15 protein-coding genes are annotated in these 19,908 nt (G+C 37.6%); 6 read left to right on the top strand and 9 right to left on the bottom strand.

Annotation, left to right across the window (positions count from 1 at the left end):
* Positions 1–13: 13 nt before the first annotated feature.
* Positions 14–1,675, bottom strand: coding sequence for an L-lactate permease (gene lldP, locus F944_RS07145; RefSeq protein WP_171063257.1), 1,662 nt, complete (start codon positions 1,673–1,675; stop codon positions 14–16).
* A gap of 470 nt (positions 1,676–2,145) precedes the next feature.
* On the opposite strand from lldP, the gene F944_RS07150 reads away from it, so the two are divergent.
* Both F944_RS07150 and F944_RS07155 read left to right on the top strand, forming a co-directional pair.
* Positions 2,146–3,045 (top strand): LysR family transcriptional regulator, encoded by a 900-nt coding sequence (locus tag F944_RS07150; protein ID WP_004988740.1) that lies wholly within the window; start codon positions 2,146–2,148, stop codon positions 3,043–3,045.
* Positions 3,046–3,260: 215 nt separating this feature from the next.
* Positions 3,261–4,628, top strand: coding sequence for a phosphohexomutase domain-containing protein (locus F944_RS07155; RefSeq protein WP_004988742.1), 1,368 nt, complete (start codon positions 3,261–3,263; stop codon positions 4,626–4,628).
* A 26-nt stretch (positions 4,629–4,654) separates the two neighbouring features.
* On the opposite strand, the gene F944_RS07160 is transcribed toward F944_RS07155, so the two are convergent.
* The 6 genes from F944_RS07160 to F944_RS07185 all read right to left on the bottom strand — a co-directional run bounded on the left by F944_RS07160 (position 4,655) and on the right by F944_RS07185 (position 13,144).
* Positions 4,655–6,496, bottom strand: a complete 1,842-nt coding sequence (locus F944_RS07160) for an LTA synthase family protein (RefSeq protein WP_004988744.1) — start codon at positions 6,494–6,496, stop codon at positions 4,655–4,657.
* A 235-nt stretch (positions 6,497–6,731) separates the two neighbouring features.
* Positions 6,732–7,757, bottom strand: coding sequence for a UDP-glucose 4-epimerase GalE (gene galE / locus F944_RS07165; protein WP_004988745.1), 1,026 nt, complete (start codon positions 7,755–7,757; stop codon positions 6,732–6,734).
* Positions 7,758–7,765: 8 nt separating this feature from the next.
* Positions 7,766–9,439, bottom strand: coding sequence for a glucose-6-phosphate isomerase (pgi, locus tag F944_RS07170; RefSeq protein ID WP_004988746.1), 1,674 nt, complete (start codon positions 9,437–9,439; stop codon positions 7,766–7,768).
* On the bottom strand, positions 9,436–10,701 hold the full coding sequence (locus tag F944_RS07175) for a nucleotide sugar dehydrogenase (RefSeq protein ID WP_004988747.1): 1,266 nt from the start codon (positions 10,699–10,701) through the stop codon (positions 9,436–9,438). The genes pgi and F944_RS07175 overlap by 4 nt, the downstream gene beginning before the upstream one ends.
* Before the next feature lie 25 nt (positions 10,702–10,726).
* The gene (gene galU / locus F944_RS07180) at positions 10,727–11,602 is read right to left on the bottom strand and encodes a UTP--glucose-1-phosphate uridylyltransferase GalU (RefSeq protein ID WP_004988748.1); all 876 of its coding nucleotides are present in this window, start codon (positions 11,600–11,602) and stop codon (positions 10,727–10,729) included.
* Between the two features lie 102 nt (positions 11,603–11,704).
* On the bottom strand, positions 11,705–13,144 hold the full coding sequence (locus F944_RS07185; protein ID WP_004988749.1) for a capsule assembly Wzi family protein: 1,440 nt from the start codon (positions 13,142–13,144) through the stop codon (positions 11,705–11,707).
* A gap of 256 nt (positions 13,145–13,400) precedes the next feature.
* Here F944_RS07185 and F944_RS07190 point away from each other — a divergent pair, with 256 nt between their 5' ends.
* The gene (locus F944_RS07190; RefSeq protein WP_004988750.1) at positions 13,401–14,060 is read left to right on the top strand and encodes a sugar transferase; all 660 of its coding nucleotides are present in this window, start codon (positions 13,401–13,403) and stop codon (positions 14,058–14,060) included.
* Between the two features lie 57 nt (positions 14,061–14,117).
* Entirely contained in the window at positions 14,118–15,536 is a 1,419-nt protein-coding gene (locus F944_RS07195) for a mannose-1-phosphate guanylyltransferase/mannose-6-phosphate isomerase (RefSeq protein ID WP_004988751.1), read from the top strand.
* 54 nt (positions 15,537–15,590) lie between these two features.
* Here the strand turns inward: F944_RS07195 and F944_RS07200 are convergent, their stop codons facing one another.
* Complete coding sequence (locus F944_RS07200) at positions 15,591–16,736, bottom strand: glycosyltransferase family 4 protein (RefSeq protein ID WP_004988752.1); 1,146 nt, start codon at positions 16,734–16,736, stop codon at positions 15,591–15,593.
* A gap of 130 nt (positions 16,737–16,866) precedes the next feature.
* Between F944_RS07200 and F944_RS07205 the strand changes: the two genes are divergently transcribed.
* Both F944_RS07205 and F944_RS07210 read left to right on the top strand, forming a co-directional pair.
* Positions 16,867–17,856, top strand: coding sequence for a glycosyltransferase family 4 protein (locus tag F944_RS07205; RefSeq protein ID WP_004988754.1), 990 nt, complete (start codon positions 16,867–16,869; stop codon positions 17,854–17,856).
* Between the two features lie 5 nt (positions 17,857–17,861).
* Positions 17,862–19,031: an O-antigen ligase family protein gene (locus F944_RS07210; protein WP_004988756.1), complete on the top strand. Its 1,170-nt coding sequence runs from the start codon at positions 17,862–17,864 to the stop codon at positions 19,029–19,031.
* A gap of 193 nt (positions 19,032–19,224) precedes the next feature.
* Here F944_RS07210 and F944_RS07215 read toward each other — a convergent pair.
* The coding region (locus tag F944_RS07215; protein ID WP_004988758.1) for an IS3 family transposase at positions 19,225–19,908 on the bottom strand (684 nt) is incomplete at its 5' end.

Raw genomic sequence — 19,908 nt, forward strand, 5'->3', positions numbered from 1 at the left:
TCCTTCAATTTCGCTAAGGAATCATCCAAGGTACAATATAAGCCTGTACCGTCACGATGATCCCCACAAAGATGGTAAATATGATGCTATGTTTTACGGTAAAACGGAACAAATCTGATTCTTTTCCAACTAATCCCACTGCTGCACAAGCAATAGCAATCGATTGCGGTGAAATCATTTTTCCTGTGACCCCACCACTGGTATTTGCCGCAACCAGTAATACCTCTGGAATCCCAATTTGTTGTGCCGTCGTCGCCTGCAATGCTGAAAATAGCGCATTGGATGACGTATCTGATCCCGTCAGGAACACGCCCAACCACCCCAAAAATGGTGAGAAGAAGGTAAAGGCATGACCCGTATGCGACAATGCTAAAGCCAAAGTTGCAGATAGACCTGAATAGTTGGCGATAAAGGCAAAAGCCAACACCATCCCAATCGAATAAATCGGAACTTTCAGCTCATTTAAGGTTTCGCCAAAAGTCACCACGGCCTGCTTCGCATTCATTTTTAAGAAAATGACGCTAATCACTGCCGCAATAAAAATCGCAGTCCCCGTGGCTGAAAACCAGTCAAATTTATAAATCGCATCATAAGGCGTATGTTCAGCCACAATCGGTGGCATTTTTTCCACCAGACGATGCAAATCTGGAACTTCTATTTTAAAGATCCAATGTTCGAGTGCACCACCTTTGGCAAATAGATCCTTAAACGGTTTAATGCTCCACAAAGTCACCATCGCCGTCAAAATCGCAAACGGAGACCATGCTTTGGCAATTTGTGCAAACGAATATTGGGTGACCGATGCCGTTTGTTGATCTAGCTTTTCTGCTTCGGCGAAACGGAAAATATGCTTTGGCTGCCAGACTTTAAACAATAAAGTTAAGCTGACCAATGAGGCAATTGCTGCTGTAATATCAGGCAATTCTGGCCCAATAAAGTTTGAAGTTAAATATTGAGCAATGGCAAAAGAACCACCACCGACCAACACCGCAGGCCAAGTTTCTTTGACACCACGCCAGCCATCCATAATTGCCATGATCCAAAACAATACGATGATGACTAAAAAAGGTAACTGACGACCTACCATCTGACTGATTTCCATGGTATCCACCCCAGAAACCTGCCCAGCCACAATAATCGGAATCCCCATCGCACCAAAGGCAACAGGCGCCGTATTCACAATCAGACATAGACCCGCAGCATATAGAGGTTTAAAACCAAGCCCCATCAGTAAAGCAGCGGTAATCGCCACTGGCGCGCCAAAACCCGCAGCCCCTTCCAGAAAAGTACCAAATGCAAAGCCTACCAACAGCATTTGTAGACGTTGATCTTCAGTAATGGACAAAATACTGGAACGAATAATGTCAAACTGACCTGTTTTCACCGAAATTTTATATAGGAATACCGCGCCTAGAATAATCCATGCAATCGGCCATAAGCCGTAAAAAAAACCGTAAATGAGCGAAGCAAAGGCCATTGCCGCAGGCATTTGATAAAAGAACAACGCAATAGCCAATGCAATCATCACGGTTAAAGTCGCCGCGATACTGCCCTTTAAACGAAATACGGCCAACGCTAAAAAGAAAAAGATAATTGGAATTAAGGCAATCAGACTAGAAAGCCAGATATTCGCCAGTGGATCATAAACTTGCTGCCAAACATTGAGCATTGTCATCTCCTTGAAATGCTGCCAGATATTTGTTTGATGAATCATCACGATTCAGTATTTATGTTAAAATTGGTATTACCAATTTAAATTAAAAAACAAAATACAGAAGGAATTTATAAACAAATGCATCATAAATAGTCTATATCAGCATTTCAAGGGCAACTTTAAAACATTATTGGTATGACCAATAATAAAACATGATAAAATCTGGTGTTTAGCGGGCATCGTATGATTGACCTATACGACTAAAGTTTCAGCACAAGAATCCACCTTGATCATTCTCGGATTTCAAAAAATAGTGTTTGGCATAAAACGCTGTTTTAATTTTGAGTCAAATTTCGTATAAACCAGACTTTCATTAGCGTCAGTTCTGCTTTTAGATCAGTCCATCTATACAAGGATTGACGAATCATTAAGATCGGTAGATTCTTGACAGAAGATGTCAATTCATCTGTTTGGGAAAAAGGAAAAAATAGGTGTTCGATTTAGACAGCCGTTTACTGAATATTTTTTATCATATTTATAAATCCAAAAGTGTTTCGATGGCAGCAGATGCGATTGGCGTGAGTCAACCCACGATTAGTAATGGCTTGGTTAAAATTCGCCAACATTTTGATGATCCGCTATTTTTACGGGTCGGAAATGAAATGATTCCAACCGAACTGGCCAAACAAATTTTCCCTTTGGTCAGTGAAGTGATCAATAAAGTCGAGAGCATTAATAATTTTAGTCTGCATTTTGAACCGTCAAAATCTGACATGATACTTACACTTGCCATGACCGATGTATCACATCTGGTACTTTTACCCAAAATTTCCAATTTTTTGGCACAAAGTGCGCCGCAAATTCGCATCAATGTCCGTCCCATCAGTCTGGAAACCAGTTACCAGATGGCCAATGGTGAGATTGATATGGCAATTGGGTTTTTACCACAACTTGAAGATGGCTTTTATCAACAAAAACTATTTTCACAGCGCTATGTGGTGATTTCACGTAAAGATCATCCACGTATTAACGCGCAGAACTTTACCATTGAAGATTATATGCGCGAACTGCATATCGATATTGATACAGGTGTGGGACATTACCAGATTGAAAATGCGTTACAAAACAGTGGTGTGAAGCGTGATATTTTGATTCGCCTACCGAGCTATCTTGGCGTCGGCTTGATGGTACAGGAAACCGATGCGATTGCGACGGTACCTTATTATTTAAGTAAAGTACTGTTATCACGTGATAATTTACAAATTCTGGATGCGCCTGTCGATTTTCCAACGTATAGCATCAAACAACACTGGCATATGTGTTGTCATCATAAAACCAGTCATCAATGGTTTCGTAAATCCTGCTATGAAATTTTTAAAAATATGTCCTGATATCAATGTCTTTAATCAACTTTTTTCATCATTGTTTAAACCCTCTTTATTTTTCTCCCATAGGAAGAAATAAAATGGGTTGATAAAAAAGTCTAATTGAAAAGAGCTTCAATTCAATACTGTTGAATCATGTAAACCTTCTGATTTGCAACTCGGATTTTAACCAAACTTCTGTATAATCATTTCACAAATTTTTAACGCTAACTATTCTAGAAATGACGACACTAACTTGCTTTAAAGCCTATGATATCCGAGGCAAACTCGACACTGAACTGAATGAAGATATTGCTTATAACATTGGTCGTGCTTATGGACAAATCTATCAACCTAAAACGATTGTGATTGGTTGCGACATTCGTTTAAGCAGCGAAGGCTTAAAACAAGCCACCATTCGCGGTTTAAATGATGCAGGCGTGAATGTACTCGATTTAGGCATGACGGGTACCGAAGAAGTTTACTTTGCTGCCTTCCATCTGGATGTACAAGGCGGTATTGAGGTTACGGCGAGCCATAACCCGATGGACTATAATGGCATGAAACTGGTACGTGAAAATGCTCGTCCGATTAGTGCTGATACAGGTTTAAAAGAGATTCAAGCTTTGGCTGAATCACAACAGTTCAATGATGTTGAACATAAAGGAACGACCAGTCACTACAACATCCTTCCTGAGTTTGTCGATCACCTGATGGGCTATATTGATCCAGCAAAAATCAAACCATTAAAACTGGTGGTCAATGCAGGCAACGGTGCGGCAGGTCACGTGATTGATACCATTGAAGAAAAATTTAAAAGTCTGAATGTACCTGTTGAATTTATTAAAATTCATCACGAAGCAGATGGCACTTTCCCAAATGGCATTCCTAACCCACTTTTGTTTGAAAACCGTGATAGCACTTGCGATGCCGTAATTGAACATCATGCAGATATGGGAATTGCCTGGGATGGCGATTTCGACCGTTGTTTTCTATTCGATGAAAAAGGTCAATTTATTGAAGGCTATTATATCGTCGGTCTGTTAGCTCAAGCCTTTTTGATCAAACAATCGGGTGAAAAAATCGTACATGATCCACGCTTGGTCTGGAACACTTTAGATATTGTGGAAAAATATCAGGGTGAAACCGTACAATCCAAATCTGGACATGCCTTTATCAAGCAAGTCATGCGCGAACACAATGCCGTCTATGGTGGTGAAATGAGTGCACACCATTACTTCCGTGACTTTGCTTATTGTGATAGTGGCATGATTCCGTGGTTACTGACCATCGCGCTGCTGTCTGAAACAGGTCAATCGCTTTCAACTTTGGTTGAGAATATGATTGCGAAGTTTCCATGTAGTGGTGAAATTAACTTCAAAGTGGCAGATACGCAAATCACCATTCAGAAACTATTTGATCATTATGCAGCGCAACATCCACAAATCGACCGTACGGATGGTGTCAGTTTAGATTTTGGTATTTGGCGTTTTAATGTACGTGCTTCCAATACCGAACCTTTACTGCGTTTGAATATCGAGAGTCGCGGTGAACAGGCTCGTCCAATGCAAGATTATGTCGATGAGTTAACAGCACTCATTCAGGCTTAAATAATCAAATTAAAATACGGCTGAGATTACTCAATCTCAGCCGTATTGTCTGGCGTTAGACTTAAACCATAAAGATAATTTTCACCCGATAAACTATCCTGATTGATATTTTTATACTGCTCTAAAAGTTGCTTGGCATCATGCTTACACTCAGAAGCAGGCATCAAAAATTTAGGGTGAATCACCTCATAACAGCCCGATAAGCGCTGCATAAAATGATAATATGGAGAAAGCGGCAATCCTGCGACCTGCAATAATTTAGGTGCCACAAAACTGCTTGGAGTCGACTCTTGCTGTAACACTTTTTTCTGAATTGGAAAATTACTCCAGAGCGCCAAAGGCGTTTGATAGTTCTTTAAAGCCGTGCGTTCTGGATCATTTTTAAAATAATCATATTCATCATAAACGCCCTGCAAATTTGGCAAATGATCGCCAAAAACCAGCACAATGGTGGGTTGTTTTAAGGTTTTCAAATATGCAGTTAATTCTGATAATTTCTGATCTGCTCGTGCAACGCCAGCCGTATACGTACTGAGTTTTCGTTGGTTGAGCTCTGAAAGCGTTTTGCTGAACTTAAATTGTTGTTTGCCATAACGATCATCATTGTACATTGGATGATTTTCAACCGTAATCGCATAAATAAACTTGGGCTGATCCCCTTGCTGTAACACTTTTTTAATATTTTCGTAAATCAGCACATCCGTCGCCCACCCGCCTGCGTTAAATATCTGAGGTCGTTTTTCTTGCGAAACCATATTCTCTAAAGAAATAAATTGTTGAAAGCCTAAAGCAGGATAGACCTTATTACGATTATAGTAGTAGCCATAATTATTGTGCATGGCAATGGTTTGATACCCCAAACCATCTAGATAAAAAGGTAACGCATAAATCGGATGTTTCACTTTAGACACATACAATAATTCATTGGGAAAAAATGCCGTGTTTAAACTGGTCAATACCTCAAATTCAACGTTGGCTGTCCCACCGCCAAATGAAGGAGAAATCAATTGCGAGATTTGATTTTTCTGAAAAAAAGGCAATAAATTACGCCCTAAAGCCTGATCCAGATGCCGCGGATCCCAAAAGGATTCTTGCATAATAATCACGATATTGGGTTTTATTGCATCATCGGCCAAAGTGCCTTTAACTTCTGGATTTTGATGCAAAATATCCTGTATCGCCTGCTCGGACACTTGCGCACGGGGCAATAATCGATCTGTTACCTGATCGAGTATTTTAGAAATATAAAATGTACTAAAACCATAGTTTTGAATTTTACGATAATCTCCAACCCAGTCATTTCGTGTATTGGGAAAATCTGCGAGTTGATTACAAATGGCGGGACGATCGTCACGCTGACAAGCCCCTGTCGGATTCATAATGAAATTGAGATATATCAAACTGCTACTGATAAAAAAGAAAATAATCGTGTTCGGAACATAACTATGTATCGTTGTTTTTTCTTCTTTTCTGATTGCAATCACCAATACCACGAGGAACAGTGCAATTAAAATGAAAAAAATCAGTTGTAATGACCATGGAGAAGCTTTCATCGCCTCTGGTAATAAAAACACATCTTCAGGACTGAGATTGCTGAATAAATATTGTTGTTTTTTCTGATTAATAAAATTCAGAAACATCACAAAAATTTGACTTAAAATCAATGCCGTATATTGACGGCCAGTGGCGATAAAGAAAAGCTGAATAATGGCGTAATTAAATAAAACGGCGAATAGAACTTTGTTATAGCCAATATATAAATAAAACTTTTTAAGTGTAAATGCATCGCCCCAGCCAATGTAGACACCAATACATGCAGATAAAAAAGCAACGCCAATAAACAGCAATTGCTGGCGTAAAAACGACATAGGCAGATCTGGGAGAAATACAACAAAGCTTTATTTTAGCATATATTCGAGATAGGCTTACTTTATTCAGAATGTAACCCAACAGAAAAAAGCAGCTCGAAAGTTACTTTTTAAAATCAATAGCTTTCTTTCATCATTGTTTAGATTCTCATTATTTTCTCCTTAAAAGAGAAATAAAAGGAACTAATGAAAGAACTATAATACATGATCAAAATTCAAACAGAACTTGATCTGATCATTCGACATCCCGATAACCATTTGGATTTTGTTTTTGCCAATGCCAACTGTCTTTCAGCATATCTTCTAGCGTGAATTGCGCACTCCAGCCTAACTCTTCTCTTGCTCGTGAAGCATCTGCATAAAAAGCGGATAAATCTCCAGCCCTACGCTCAACAAACTCTGTAGGAATGGAAACCCCATTTACTCTTTCAAAAGTTTCCTTAATTTGTAGAACTGAGATCGCGATACCTGTTCCAATATTCCAGGCACGACAACCTCGATGATTCAAGCGATTATCGACAGCTAAGACATGCGCTTTTGATAAATCAACCACATGAATAAAATCTCGCTCACATGTTCCATCCAAAGTAGGATAATCATTACCAAAAATCGCTAATTTCTCACGACGACCGACCGCTACTTGAGTCACATAAGGCATTAAGTTATTTGGAATACCAAGCGGATCTTCACCAATTCTTCCACTTTGATGCGCCCCGACCGGATTAAAATAACGCAATAAGGCAATTGACCAACGTTCATCAGCTTCAGCTGTCTTTTCTAAGATCTGCTCAATAACTAATTTAGTATAGCCATAGTTATTATTTGGCATACTGAGTGTCATATTTTCACTGTACGGCGATGAATTCAGCTCGCCATAAACCGTTGCAGATGAGCTAAATACAAGCTTAAAGACTTCTGCACGTTGCATGGCATTGACGAGATTAATACTTCCCGCAATATTATTATCAAAATAAATTAGAGGCTGTTGCTGACTTTCACCGACTGCCTTTAAACCCGCAAAATGAATGACAGCATCAATTTTATGCTGTACAAAAACCTGATCGAGTTGTTCACTATTACGGATATCACCTTCCACAAATGTCAGAGATTTTCCTGTCAACTCCTGAACCCGATTAAGCGACTCTATAGAACTGTTGGATAAATTATCAAATACAACCACATCATGGTTCGCATTGAGTAATTCAACACAAGTATGCGAACCGATATATCCAGCACCGCCAGTTACTAAAATATTTGCCATGTTTTACCTTAACCCTTTTTATTTCCGAGCAGCAATTCAATCAGGCCTTGAGTAGAGGCATCCAGATGTGCTGTCTCATGTTGCTGACCATTTAAGATCGGCAGAATCTGATTGGCAATTTCCTTACCTTTTTCTACCCCCCATTGATCGAAGGGGTTAATGTTCCATAATACAGATTGTACAAAGACTTTGTGCTCGTATAGTGCAATCAGCATACCTAAAGTTTTTGGATTTAACTCTTTAATTAAAAAAGTCGAACTCGGTTGATTACCCGTATATTGTTTATAGATGGGTAAATTTTCTAATTCTTTTTGATCGAGAGCCTGATTACCAAAGGCCAAAAGTCTAGACTGTGCCAAACAGTTGGATAATGCCAAATGATGCTGTTCAATCAAAGCGTCAGCATTTTCAACATAGGTAAAATGATTGGCATTATAACGATGAATCGGCGCGATAAAATCACAACTCACCGCATGTGTACCTTGATGTAGTAATTGATAGAAAGCATGTTGGGCGTTTGGTCCCACTTCGCCCCAAACAATTGGACACGTGCCAGATTCAACTTTGTGATTATTACGTTGAACCGACTTACCATTCGACTCCATTTCCAATTGCTGTAGGTAAGAAGCAAAATATTTTAAGCGACCATCATAAGGCAAGACTGCATGGGTTTGCATGTTTAAATAGTTAGTATTCCATGCCCCAAGCAATCCCATCATCACAGGTACATTTTCATGAAATGGGGTCTGACGAAAATGTTGATCAATTAGATAGGCACCGGCCAACAGTTCCTGAAATCCTTCAACACCCACTTTAAGTGCAATTGGTAAACCAATGCATGACCATAAGGAATATCGACCACCAACCCAATCCCATAGTAATAGCTGATTGTCAGGATGAATGCCCCACTCCGTCATTCTCTCAGGTTTGGTCGACACGCCAATAAAATGACTTTTTAAGACACAATAACGATCACCTAGTGCCTTTTCCAACCATAAACGCGCCGTTTCAGCATTAGATAGCGTATCAATCGTTCCAAAAGACTTAGATGAAATAATAAATAGCGTCGTTTCTGGGCGTAACTGATGTAATAAGTCAGAGAGCTGGCTACCATCCATCGTCGATACGAAATGTACGTCCAATGGTTTTGCTGTTGGCACTTTAAAATCAGACAAAGCATGTGTCACCATCAATGGACCTAAATCAGAACCACCGACGCCAATATTCACCACATCTTGAATCACTTCGCCTGTTACGCCACGATATTGTCCAGCATGGATTTTTTCAACCAATCGAAACATCCGATCCAGTTGTTCATTGACTTGCATTGACAGTTCAGAAAACTGCACCGTATTTTTAGGTAATCGCAATGCCCAGTGCATAGCAGCGCGTTGTTCAGTATAATTAATCAGCTCTTGTGAAAATAATTGCTTAATCCATTCCTTCAAATCTTTAGCTTCAGCCCATGCCACTAAAGACTGTATTATGTCCTGATTGACTCGATGCTTACTATAATCGAAAGTCAAATCATCGCAACCCAATGAAAACTGCTCAAATCGATCATTTTGTTGTTCAAATAATTGATTCAGATGCATGTCTTGCATCTTCTCACCAAGAGATTGAAGTTGTATTACTGCTGATTGTTTATTTTGCTTTGGAAATTTTTCAATATTTTCATTCATAGCCGACCAACACCTTCATAGGCGAAACCCTGAGCTTTTACAAAATCAGGATCATAAAGATTACGTCCATCCAGAATAAGGGGATGACGCATTGTTTGCTGTAGTTTTTTATAATCAGGACTGTAATATTGTTTCCATGCGGTAATCACACAAAGTGCATCTGCATTTTGCACTACGTCATAAGCGTCCAGACTCAAAATCAAGTCATCTCGCTCACCATACATTTTATAAATTTCTTGTAAAGCCTGTGGATCATGCAGTTGCACCTTAGCACCTTGTGCCCACAATGCAGCTAACATTGCATGAATCGGAGAATTATGAATACTTGATGTATTTTCTTTAAATGCTGCACCCCAGATCGCAACGGTTTTTCCATTTAAATCTGAATGGTAATAATTCCAGAGCTTACGAAATAGAATTTCTTTTTGTTGCTCATTAATTTCCCAAACCTGCTCTAACAAACGGCTTTTCGCACCACTTTTAGAGACTTCGCTAGATAGGGTCAAAATATCATGCGAGAAATTCTCCCCCCCAAAACCTGCACCCGCTGATAAATAGGCTGAACCAATACGGGTATCCGCGCCCATTCCTTGCCTTACATTGGCAATATCAATGCCTAGCTTTTCAGCCACGAGAGCCAAATCATTCATATAGCTAATTCGCGTCGCCAACATGCCTGAAATACTCAATTTAGTAAATTCAGCATCCAAAATAGGCATAAACAAATATTGATTTTGATAGCGAAAAAATGGGCGAAGGAGTTCTTCCATCATCAATTTGGCAGCTTCTGCCTCTGCTCCAATAATGACGTGTTTGACATTCAGAACACTATTAATCGCATTACCTTCCTGAATGACGTCAGGAAAATACACCCAGTCATCATTCGGTAAAATTGCTTTCAGCTTATCCGTTCCATGCAAACCAAAAGTTGAGCCATTGACCATCAACTTTGGATGAATAATCGGGCGTAATGCAAGTTCTTTTAATGTGTTTAAGGCAAGTTTGAATTCAGCTGGATTATAACAAAATAGATAAGTATCAATATCTAAAGGCAAATCTACCAATGTGCTTTGTAGCAACATTTTGGCTTCACGTTGTTTACTTAAACGACGATTCACCTCTTCATCCTGATATTGAATATTTATGGATGTTGTGGATAGATGCGAATGTTGATAGCACCAATAGACTTGATTACCATATTCGGCTAATAAAGCTGCCAATACGCCAGCCTGTAACGTAGTCCCTAATATCGCAATCTTCATTTTTTATACCTAAGGTCTTATAAATTTAAAGAGCTAACTCACGAATCAGTGTTTTAAAATCATTACCTAATTTAGGATGTTCAATCCCATAATGTAAAATCGCTTTTAAATAGCCCAATTTACTACCACAGTCAAAAGTCTGTCCCTGCATCCGATAGGCTTCAACTTGTTCTGACTCTTGTAACATAGCAATCGCATCAGTCAACTGGATTTCATTACCTGCACCCTTTGGTGTTTGCTCCAAGAGCTGCATAATCTTGGCAGGTAAAACATAACGACCGACCACTGAAAGATTTGATGGTGCAGCACCCACCGCAGGTTTTTCTACAATACCCTGCATGATTTGGCTTTGGCCTTCTTCGGGAATTGTTGCAACATCGACAATACCGTACTGATCTACTAAATCATCAGGTACAGCCTCTACCATGATTTGCGCTGCATGAGTTTCATCAAACCGCTGTATCATACGCGCTAAATCATTTTGCTCAGATTTTGCTTTAACCAAAACATCAGGAAGTAACACTGCAAAGTCATTATTTCCCACAATACTTTTGGCACAAAGAACTGCATGACCTAGACCTAAAGGTTTTGGCTGACGCACACTCACTACGCTGACATTGGGAGGAACAATATCCGTAATTTCTTTAAGCAAATCAAACTTCTTTTTTTGCTCTAACGTCGTTTCAAGTTCAAAATTACGATCAAAATAATTTTCAATGGACGCTTTAGATGAATGAGTCACCAAAATAATCTGCTCGATACCTGCTGCAACCGCTTCACGTACCACGTATTCAATGGCTGGACGATCCACCACTGTGACCATCTCTTTGGGAATTGATTTACTAGCAGGTAAAAAACGAGTACCCAAGCCTGCTACTGGTAAAATTGCTTTTTTGATCATTTCACTATCTATATTTTATTTACAAAAAGGAGTTAAGGAATTTAATCACTATTCAATAATTAGAACTGAAAATTATCAGCTTGGTGTTTTCGCAATTCCAAATTAGTGCATAAATTCTATAGGAATTTCTATACTAACAGAAGCACCCCTGTCTCGATGATTAATATCAGAGTCACTCAACCATCCTCTGATTTTTAACGGAATATCGCTTTTGAAATAATGTGTCCAAGTTAAATCCAAAGCCTTAATTTTATCTTCTTGAGGAAAAGCCTGATTAATCGCAAGATTTGACTGATTGACTTTTGTATATAAAACTCGACCACTTAGCCGATTCATTGAATCAAAACGAATATCCCCCCCTATTGAATACATTTCTCCATCCCCACCAATAGGATAAGCAAGAGGATAGCCATGTTGATAAAACCCATCTGTATAAACTGAATGATTATAGGTATATCCCCATACATCTCCATTCGTACGCGTATCTGCCCATTCAGCATAGACACTATAAGGCATATTTTTAAAGCTAGAAGCAAAATCGACACCAGCTAGATATAATTTACGAGATGGCAGTCCTCCTGCCTCATCCTCACCAACTGCTTGACCGTAAAGGCTAACTGGTAATTTTAATATACCATTCAATCCTAAACGAAAATCAAGACCCGCGAGTTGATTCGAACGATCTTCATTCGTATCATATACGTTATCATTGCCTTTGATGGCATCCCACAATGTACTGAAGCTTTCTGAGCGCCCCTCTCCTCCCCATTGTAATACACGAGAAGCACCCACCTCTAAATAAGGGAAGGGTTGAGCCGTTAATCGCAAACCTAATAATTTTGCATCTGGAACAGCATGATAATCTTTAAGTTGACCTGCAAAAGCTTGATACTGCCAAGGACCGATCCAAGACAGCCATTTTGTTTCAAAAGCATTTTGTATAGCTCGTTGCATGGTAAAACCATAAACAGGTCTCGAAGCATCACCACGAATTAAGCTACCTTCATGACCTGGTCCCCACCATGTTGGAATTTGTCCAGCAACCACCCATTGATTCCAAAGTTTACCCGCAATATAAGATCCTTCTACATTCACATCGTCATTGTTGTCATCTATTTGGTCTTTTTCCAAGTTGACATGTAATTTAGCATCCCAATTATCTCCCCCTCCATTTAACTCTATATTACCCTGATATTGCGACTTACTTACATCACCAAAAGATTGAGGAAGATAGCTCTGATCTGTCTCGGCAAATAGACCCACTTTAAACTGACCATTATCTACTTTTAAGTTATTTTTTATTGAGGTAATAACTTTTTCTTGTGCTGGCGTCTGAACGTTTGCTTGTTCAAGAGCTTTTAATATTTCATCCCCACTTAGCGGCCATGTAGATGTACTTACATGAATCACACCTTGCTGGTTTAACCAAATAAGGTCATTACGTAAATCTGAATTGTTAAGTAAAATTCCTTGAGCAAAGGTCTGTGTTCCTGAACCTGCTAAAATAATAAAAAAGGCAAGTTTTTTTTTAAAATTCATCATATTATGGACTCAAAATTTCACTACATGTATAAAATACTATTGATAAGGTTATATTAGCTAAAATAAAAAAAAAATTCCGTTATTTTAATGTTTTTCGTGTACTTTTGTATCTAAATAGAAATTTCTGATATTTCAAATATTGAAGTCTTCACTATATTTCATATAGAATCTCGTATAGATTTTATTTTCAATTCAATTGTAATAAATAAAGTTTTACAATTGCAAAAATGTTCTTTGAGCACAATAGACGTGATACATGAATACAAAATTACCAGAACAAACCGTTATTGATCAAAAAATTAACTATATTCAATCTCCGGTCAAAAGAATATTTGATTTTTGTCTAGCTGTTGCATTATTTATTATTTTATCCCCGTTTTTTATATTGTTTTCTATAATCGTCAAACTCGATGGAGGCTCTGCTTTCTATGGGCACGAGAGAATTGGTAAGAATGGTAAAAAGTTTAAATGCTTGAAATTTCGATCAATGGCAAGTAACTCTAAAGAACTTCTTCAACAAATTTTGGATAATGATCCCTTAGCGAAAAAAGAATGGCAAGAAACTTTCAAATTAAAAAATGATCCGAGGATCACAAAAATTGGGCATTTCCTAAGAAAATCAAGCCTAGATGAAATGCCGCAATTGATTAACATTATGAAAGGTGAAATGAGTTTTGTTGGACCACGTCCTGTAACAGCAGCAGAATTACCTCAATATAAAGATAATGTTATTTATTATTTAAACGTCACTCCAGGACTCACTGGCTTGTGGCAAGTAAGTGGTCGTAATGATGTAAATTATGAAACCAGAGTTGCTTTAGATACAAAGTATATTCAAAGTTGGTCTTTTTTTCAGGATATAAAGATTTTATGCAAAACTGTTTTAGTTGTACTTTTTAGAAAGGGTGCATATTAAATTCTATTTCCTTTACTTTTATTATAACTAGTCGCTTCAGCTTTAAGGCAATTTTTTATGAGTTTTAAAATTACACCAGTAATTATGGCCGGTGGTAGCGGTACCCGCTTATGGCCTTTGTCACGCACACAATATCCGAAACAATTTTTAAAACTCTCTCCAGATGGCTATACTTTATTACAAGCCACACTTTTACGTTTAAAAAATCTTGATTGTGCAGACCCAATACTCATTTGCAATGAAGAGCATCGCTTTTTGGCAGCCGAGCAAATGCGCGAAATTGGCATAACAGCCAAAATTATTTTAGAACCAGAAGGTAAAAATACTGCGCCTGCCATTACCCTTGCTGCACTGCACCAAACCCAACAGGCAAAAAACTCAGATACAATCATGCTGGTGTTAGCAGCAGATCATGTGATTAAACAGCAAGACCAATTTGAAGAATGCATTATACAGGCTTTAGAGCTTGCCAAGCTTGACAAACTGGTGACTTTTGGGATTGTACCTACACATGCAGAAACAGGCTATGGTTATATCGAAAAAGGCAGCAGAGAATTAAATGGCTTTCAGGTACAGCGCTTTGTAGAGAAGCCAGATGCGGTCACAGCGCAACAATATTTAGAGAGCCAGAAATTTCTTTGGAATAGCGGCATGTTTATGTTTAAGGCCGACGTTTATTTAAACGAACTGCAAAAGTATGCACAAGATATCTATACCTCATGTGTTGCTTCGATGCAGAACACCAAAGCAGATCTAGATTTTATCCGTATCGATAAAGAAGCTTTTAAAAAGTGTCGTTCTGAGTCGATTGACTATGCTGTGATGGAGCAAACCAAAGATGCAGTGGTGGTGCCACTTGATGCCAACTGGAACGACGTAGGCTCTTGGTCTGCGCTTTGGGATATTCAAGATAAAGATGCACAAGGCAATGTAATTCAGGGTGATGTCATTACTGTAAAAAGCCAAAACAATTATGTTTTTAGCGAAAGCCGTTTGGTGAGTTTACTTGGCGTTGACAACCTGGTGGTGATTGAAACCAAAGATGCGATACTGGTTGCAGATAAATCCAAAGTACAAGACATTAAAAAGATTGTCGAAAGCATTAAAGAACAAGGTCGTACTGAACATTTCTGCCACCGCGAAGTCTATCGGCCATGGGGTAAATACGACAGTATCGACCATGCAGAGCGCTATCAGGTAAAACGTATCACCGTTAAACCTGGTCAAAAACTCTCGATTCAAATGCACCATCATCGCTCTGAACATTGGATTGTGGTGAGTGGTACAGCTAAGATTCACAAAGGAAAAGAGTCATTTTTACTCACAGAAAATCAGTCGACTTATATTCCTTTAGGTGAGATTCATGCGCTTGAAAATCCGGGTAAAGTTCAACTTGAATTAATTGAAGTTCAATCGGGCTCTTATTTGGGCGAAGACGATATTGTTCGTTTTGAAGACTTGTATGGTCGTTGTTAAAAAATAGTCAGTCTATTCAAGCCGCGCGAAATGCTCGGCTTGAATAATTTTAAACTATGACATCGATTCTTTTTTAATAGCCCATTTTTGCTGAACATACTGGTTAATTTCGCTGTGAAAGCGTTGATTGGAAAACTTTAAAGCCTGATTACGGCAGTTTTCTGGCAAAAATAAATCACTGTTCTGCTCAAACCCCTCAACTGCTGCAATCACACTTGATACTTCCTGCTTATCGAAAAAGGCCCCTGTTGGATTTGCTGAGTGAATAGCATTTATGGTTTCTAACGCCCCACCTTTACCAAAAGCGATCACGGGTGTACCACATGCTTGAGACTCAACAGGTGTAATGCCAAAGTCTTCTTCCGCCGCAAATACAAAGGCTTTAGCGCGCTGCATATGATCTTGCATCACGCTGTTCGGTTGATACCCTAAAATTTCGATATTAGATGTCGCTTTAGACTTGATTTTTTGCATATCTGGGCCATCCCCAATCACGACCAATTTTTTATTGGGCATATGAGAAAAAGCTTCAACAATTAGATCAATTTTCTTATAAGGCACCATACGTGAAGCGGTAAAGTAAAAATCATCTTTGTTTTCACGTAGTGTAAAACGATCTGTATCTACAGGTGGATAAATCACATCTGCATCGCGGCCATATACCTTATGAATACGACGCGCAATAAATTTAGAGTTTGCAACAAAGTGATCTACCCCATTGGCGGTGCGGTAGTCCCACATCCGAATTTTGTGTAATAACCAACGTACAATAATGGCTTTTATGCCCTTGGTGAGCCCCAACTCACGTAAATACTGATGCTGTAAGTCCCATGCATAGCGTATAGGCGAGTGAACATAGCTAATGTGCAGTTGGTCGGGCCCCGTAAGCACACCTTTGGCTACTGCATGGCTACTCGATAAAATGACATCGTAGGCAGAGACATCTAACTGCTCAATGGCTAAAGGCATAAATGGAAGATAATTGCGGTATTTCGTTTCAGCTTTAGGAAATTTTTGAATAAATGTTGTTTGGGCGTGTTTACCTAAAAAATGCTGTCGACTTTCATCACTTAAAAAATCAATCACAGCAAATAGGTCTGATTTTGGGAAAACTTTTAATATTTCAGTCATTACGCGCTCAGCACCCGCATAGGTGACAAGCCAATCTGCAACTAAAGCTGTTTTTGGTTCTGTTATCATAGGAAGCTCTTACTCATCCATAATTTTGTAAAAAAATTGAATTTTTGAAGTTAGCAAGTATATACCATTTATATTCCGATAGGATTTCATTATAATTCGAGGTAATTAAAATCTCGTTTAATAAAATTGTATGTTAAATCAACAAAATAAAGTAATTTTCGATACACGTTGGTTTGGAGAGCATGGTATCGGGCGTTTTGCGACAGAAGTTTATGACGAAGATTTCTTTCAGCCAATAAAATTAAAAGGCAACCCTGTATCAATTTTTGATGTTATTAAGCTTACTATATATTTGTTTTTTAATAAAAACTTCTTTTTTTCACCTGGTTTTAATGCACCTTTTTTCTTTTTACATCGAACAGCAATTACTATCCATGATCTCAACCATATAGATGTAGATGCCAATACATCCTTTTTAAAGAAACTGTATTACAACATTGTTCTTAAACGGGCATGTAGAAAAGCTGCACTGATATTTACCGTCTCTGAGTTTTCAAAAGGCAGAATTGTAGACTGGTCGGGTATCAATCCAGATAAGGTGAAAGTGGTATATAACGGTGTATCGAGTGCTTTTCATCAAGATGTGCAGCCCTACCTACCGGGTTTTCCGTATATTTTTATAGTGGGTAATCGAAAGCTACATAAAAATGAAGACCGAGCTTTAAGAGCTTTTGCACAGGCAGATATAGATAAAAATATCCATGTATTATTTTCGGGTAAACCTTCTGATCAATTAGTAAATACAGCGAAAGAGCTTCAAATTGAAGATCGAGTTAAGTTTCTCGGGCGATTAAGTGAAGATGAGCTAGCATCTACCTACAAAGGCGCACTTTGTTTACTTTTTCCATCACTTTATGAAGGTTTTGGACTTCCTGTAATTGAAGCGATGGCATGTGGAACACCTGTAATTACGTCGAATACAACTTCATTAGCTGAAATAAGTGATGATTCTTGTATCTTAGTTAACCCTCTGAGTATTACAGAAATAAGTAAAGCAATTGAGAAAGCAACCTCTAATGATCTACAAATCAGTGATATTAATATTTCATCTTCTTTTTGCTGGAATAAAAGTAAGTTACTATTAATTGAAGAATTAAAAAATTCTCACGTTTCTGGATAAATAAGATGAAAATTAATAGTATAAAACTATTTAGCTTCTTAATAACATTATTAATAAGTGTTGATGTCATTCAGTTTTCAGGTTTGAGAATTACTTTAATTCCACTTTTATTCGTTGGGATATTGATTTTTATAAAAAACAACTCAATAGATAAAAACACATTATATGTATTTTTATTCGCTTTATTATGTATACCTTCATTATTATTTACAGTAAATATTATAAAATCTTCGTTATATATATTTTGGATTTTTTTAAATTATCTTTCAATTTTAATAGTATACTCTCAATTAATACAAAAATCTAAATATGAAACAATTATTGGAATAAGAGATGCCTACAAGCTTCAAATAATAGTAGGATGTTTTTTATACTTTTCAGGAATTCAAGAACGTGCTCAAGTATTATTTTATGAGCCATCTTATTTTGCTATTGCATTAATTCCCTATATTGTGATGATTTTTAGCAAGTATATTAATAACAATACAGATAACAATGAAAAATATACATCTCACTCAGATATAATTTTTCTAGTTTTAGCAATATTTATCACGAAAAGCTTTAATTTAATTATCATTTGCTTTTTGGTACCAATCATATTATTCGCATTTGAAAAAGGAAAATTAAGAAATTTATTAATATTTTCATTGTTGGGTTCAGTTATCTATCAAGCATTCAAATTTTATATAAGTAATTCAGATGATCTAATTTCAAAAACTTTTCAAAATATCATAGACTCTGGTGATGTTATAACCTCTTTACTTGAAAGAACTGGTAATAGATGGCCACGAATGCAGCTAACCAACGAGATTGCTTTACAAAATTTTTGGGGGGTTGGTATTGGTACGATGGATGAATATAGCCTTAATCATTATTTTTCTAATTTCTCATATCTTCCAGACTATTTATCACCTATAGGTTATCCGCCAATTAATATTTACTTAGAAATCGCAGCTACCTGCGGATGGTTAGCATTAGCTGTTTGGTTGTTATGGCATTTCTACATAATTAAACAAAATGTTAATTCTCAAAAAAGTGATTCTGTAATAACTTGTTCTTTAATAGTTATTATGATAATTATGATGATAGAATCAAGTTTCCTTCGGCCATATTACTGGATGCTTCTAGGTTTAGCTGTTGGGCAAATTAAAATAAATAAGAAACTTAAGACCTAACTATACTTAATGATTAGGATATATGAAAAAATTGATTTTATAATTACTATTAAACGGCTTCTTTGCATAAATCTATTCTTAAAGGCTTCTTCAGCAATATAATTTTCAGATGGAGAAGCCTGTACCTAAAATAGAGGTGGTCCCACATGTTTGAACAACTAAAAGCTTATTTATAAGTGATACTCTGCTCTAGTTAAGCTACCTTATTTTGTTGTGGTAGCTGGTCATAGTAAAACTCATCTGGAGTCATTTTGTCCAGACTCGAATGAGGTCGTTTCAAATTATAAAATTCAAAATATGCGTTTAATTGCTTCTTCGCATCCAAAACATTGCTGTAGGCTTTGAGATACACCTCTTCATATTTAACGCTCCGCCATAATCGTTCAACCATCACATTATCAACCCATCGACCTTTACCATCCATACTGATTTGAATGCCATTTGATTTCAATACATCAATAAATGCATCACTGGTAAACTGACTGCCTTGGTCTGTATTAAATATTTCAGGTCGACCATATTTTTCAATAGCTTCATTTAATGTTTCTATGCAAAATGTAACCTCCATACTAATCGATACTCTATGCGCAAGTACCTTGCGGCTATGCCAATCAATCACAGCACATAAATAAACAAAGCCTTTTGCCATAGGGATATACGTTATATCCGTAGACCACACTTGATTACTGCGCTGAATAGCCAATCCTTTGAGCAGATATGGATATTTGCGGTGAGCTTGATTAGCCTGGCTTAAATTTGGTTTGCAATATAACGCATTAATGCCCATTTTCTTCATTAAAGTACGTGTATGACGTCGTCCTATATGATGTCCTTGACGATTCAACAAATCACGCATCATACGGCTACCTGCAAAAGG

It is taken from the genome of Acinetobacter ursingii DSM 16037 = CIP 107286 (genome assembly GCF_000368825.1).
Taxonomy (GTDB): Bacteria; Pseudomonadota; Gammaproteobacteria; order Pseudomonadales; family Moraxellaceae; genus Acinetobacter; species Acinetobacter ursingii.